Below are 3,299 nucleotides of genomic sequence, written 5' to 3'. Positions count from 1 at the left end.
AGCCCCGGGCCCCCTCCCGGGCCCGTCCGCCGTCACCCCCCGGCATCCGCCACGATCGCCCTGGTCAGCCGCCGCGACGCGTACCCCGTGCCGCAGACGAACCGCATCAGCGGCCCGTACGAGGCCGCGGCCGGCAGCCCCGTGAAGTACAGCCCCGGCACCGAGGACCGGTAATCCGCTCCCAGGCGCGGCGTGCCGCGGCTCACCGCGAGCGACGCGCGCAGCCCCGTGCCGAGGAAGCCGAGCGCGGCCACGCTCATCCGGTAGCCCGTGGCCGCCAGGACGTGGTCCGCCGACAGATCCGCCGCCGAGCCGTCCGGACCGGTCAGCGTGAGGCCGACCCGCCCGTCCGCGGCGACCCGCGCGCCGGCGACCGACCAGCCGGCCGTCACCCGCACCCGGCCCTCGAAGCGGTCCCGCAGCCACCACGCGCCCAGCGGCCCGAGCACCCGGCGCACCAGCTCGTGCCGGGCGGGCGCCGGCAGAAAGCGGTACGCGGCGGCGTGGTTGCTGAGCGCGTACAGCGACCAGGCGTTGCCGAAGGGCGAGGCGGGGCGCAGCCGCGGCTGCCGCCAGGGCGGGGCGCCGAACCCCACCGCGCGGTGCCGGCGCGCCACCAGCCAGACGTCGGCGCCCGCCTCGTGCAGCAGGACCGCGCTCTCCAGCGCCGACTGGCCGGCGCCGATCACGGCGACCTCCCGGCCGGCGAAGCGGGCGAGGTCGCTGTGCTGGGAGCTGTGCGAGACGGGGCCGGTGGCCGACGGGCCGCCCGGTACGGCCGCGGCGAGCTCGGGCGGCAGATGGGCGAGGCCGGTCAGGCCGGTGGCCACGACCACGGCGCGGGCGCGCAGTTGCTCGCCGGAGTCGAGCTTGATCTCGAAGCGGGCGGGCGCGGTACGGCGGCGGAGCGGGCGCCCGGCCGACAACGGCGCCGTGCGGCGCCCCGCGCCGTCCGCCCCGGGAAGCCCGCCGGGTCCCGGCTCCGGCCCGGGCCCCCGCTCCGGCACGTCCACGGACACCACCCGCACCCGCTCCAGATCGGGCACCAACCGCTCCTGGAACCACAGCCCGTACTGGACGAACGTCTCCAGCGGGACCACGTCGTCGTCACGGACCAGCAGGGGCCCGCCGACGGCCGCGCAGAAGTCGGCGAGCGTGTGCCCCGGCTGCGGCGCGTCGATGGTCGAGGCAGCGGGGGTCGACTTGAGCAGCATCCCCGCGGGCATGGCCTGCCGCCAGCTCACCATGGGGTCGCCGAAGACGCGCACGGGCACGCCGCGCGCCCGCAGATGCGCGGCGGCGGACAGCCCGTACGGGCCGGCGCCGATGACGACGACCGGGTCGCCGGGACCGGCCCCGCCGGGCCCGACGGGCCCCCGGCGCGAACCCCGCGGATCGAGCGAACCGTTCATGACCTGATCCTCCCCCTGTGGAGCGCCCCGGAGGAGCGCTAACCGTGCCGCATCCGCCACCTCTGCCCCGTCTGCCGCAGCACATGGCGTACCGCGGGCCGCGCCAGCCGGGCCAGCATGCCGAAGAACGGCTTGAGGTCGTCGCGCGCCAGCCAGGCCAGCTCCGTGCCGCTGGCCCGCCGCGGCACGTGCGGCGTCGTATAGCCGCTGCGGCGGTACGCGACGTACGCCGGCAGATCGATGTTCTCGACGACGAAGCGGTGGCCCGCGCGCTGGGCGGCCCGCGGCACCGCCCGGCCGGTGAGCTCCAGGTGCTGGGCGCGGACCACGTCCACCCCGGCGGCGCTCTCGAAGAGCCGGAACTGGGCGCCCATCCGGGGGTTGAAGTCCAGCAGCTTGTACCGGCCGTCGCGCCGGTCGTAGCGCCAGTCCAGGTCCGCTATGCCGGTGAATCCCACGTTCCGGATGAACCCGGCGGCCAGCTCGGCCAGTTCGGGGTTCTCGACGACGTACGCGTGGGCGGTCATGCCGGCGTGCGGCGGCCAGGAGCGCACCTTCACGCCGGTGAACAGCGCGACCGGCACGCTCGTGGTGTCCACGTACGCGTGCACGATCCAGTCCTCGGCGCTCGCGCGCGGCAGGTACTCCTGGAGCACGACGCCGCCGCAGCCGTCCCAGCCGCGCGCCATGCGCAGCAGCTCCGCCGGGCCCGCCACGCGGGTCGTACCGGGCACGGCGGGGTGGTGCCGGCGCCCGAACGCCTCCCGGTTCTTCGCCACGACGGGGAACGCCGCCTCGGCCGCGAACCGTTCCACGTCCGCGTACGTGGCGGGGGCGACGGTCACGGGCGCCGGTACGCCGTGGGCCACGCACAGGTCGTACAGCCCCTGCTTGCTGGCGAGCCGCCGGGGCAGCCCGGCGGGCACCCCGGGCACGAGGAAGAGCTCGCCGAGGACGTCGGCGTGCTCGGCGACGAGGACGGCGGCCTCCTCGTCGGTCGGGAACAGCACGGCCCGGCGGCCGATGCGCCGCCCGACGCGGAGCAGCCCCTCGACGAGCCGCTCCGGCGGCTCGCGGCCGGTCGTCGGCCAGACGAAGGCGCGGCACAGATAGCGGGAGAGGGCGGCGGGGGTGAAGCGGTCCTCGGTGACGGCGTACATCGGAACGCCGAGCCTGCCCAGGCTCCTTATGGCGCCGACGCCGCCGTGGTGGAGCGGATAGTCGCCTATCTTGAGGATCAGCCCGGGAACGCTCCGGTCCATGAGCGGACCGGGAGCATCCCGGCCGGGGCGGAACGAGCCGGCGCCTCGGCCCGCACGGCGCTCGAAGCGTTCCGTGCCCGGGTGATGCCCGCCAACGCCGCGGCCACCCCGCGGCCTTTCCGGGGCGCCGCCCGCCGAGGGCACACCTGCGATGACGCCCGGCGGAGTCCCACCCGCACCACTGCCCGAAGAGCCGCCCGCCGGCGGCGCACTCCGGACACCGCCTGCCGGAGGCACGCCCGAGGCGCCCGTCGGGGCCCCGACCCGCGGGCCACCCGAAGAGCCGCCCGCCGGCAGCGCGCCCGGCGCACCGCCCGCCGGAGGCACGCCCGAAGCACCCACCGGGGGGCCGCCCGAAGTGCCGCCCGGGGCATCACCCGAAGCGTCCGCCGGGGGCGCGAGCCGCGGGGCGGCCAGGGGCGGGGGCGTCAACCCCGGACCGCGTGCCGGAGGCCCCGGGGGCGTCGAACCTGGCCTCCGCGCCGGAGGCGAACCCGCGCTGTCCGCTGTCACCCGTCCCCCCGGCATGCCGCCGTGAACCTGCCGCCGCGGCCGGCCCGCGGGGCCGCGTCCGGGCGCGCGGACCACCGTCCGGAAAACCCCGTCGGTAGGCGCCACGCCGACC

General features: G+C 77.6%; 2 protein-coding genes. Both read right to left on the bottom strand.

Annotated features, from left to right (window positions below):
- Window positions 1–32: 32 nt before the first annotated feature.
- Window positions 33–1,412, bottom strand: a complete 1,380-nt coding sequence (locus ACSNOD_RS29830; protein WP_436770201.1) for an FAD-dependent oxidoreductase — start codon at window positions 1,410–1,412, stop codon at window positions 33–35.
- A gap of 38 nt (window positions 1,413–1,450) precedes the next feature.
- Window positions 1,451–2,674 (bottom strand): ATP-grasp domain-containing protein, encoded by a 1,224-nt coding sequence (locus ACSNOD_RS29825; protein ID WP_436770200.1) that lies wholly within the window; start codon window positions 2,672–2,674, stop codon window positions 1,451–1,453.
- Between the last annotated feature and the right edge of the window lie 625 nt (window positions 2,675–3,299).

It is taken from the genome of Streptomyces sp. URMC 123 (genome assembly GCF_051386515.1).
In the GTDB taxonomy this organism is placed as follows: Bacteria; Actinomycetota; Actinomycetes; order Streptomycetales; family Streptomycetaceae; genus Streptomyces.
This window is presented reverse-complemented; position numbering and strand designations above follow the sequence as displayed.

What these genes read in the sequence shown, in the direction of transcription:
- ACSNOD_RS29830 (WP_436770201.1), bottom strand. Translation starts at nt 1,412, where the DNA reads ATGAACGGTTCGCTCGATCCGCGGGGTTCGCGCCGGGGGCCCGTCGGG.
- ACSNOD_RS29825 (WP_436770200.1), bottom strand. Translation starts at nt 2,674, where the DNA reads ATGGACCGGAGCGTTCCCGGGCTGATCCTCAAGATAGGCGACTATCCG.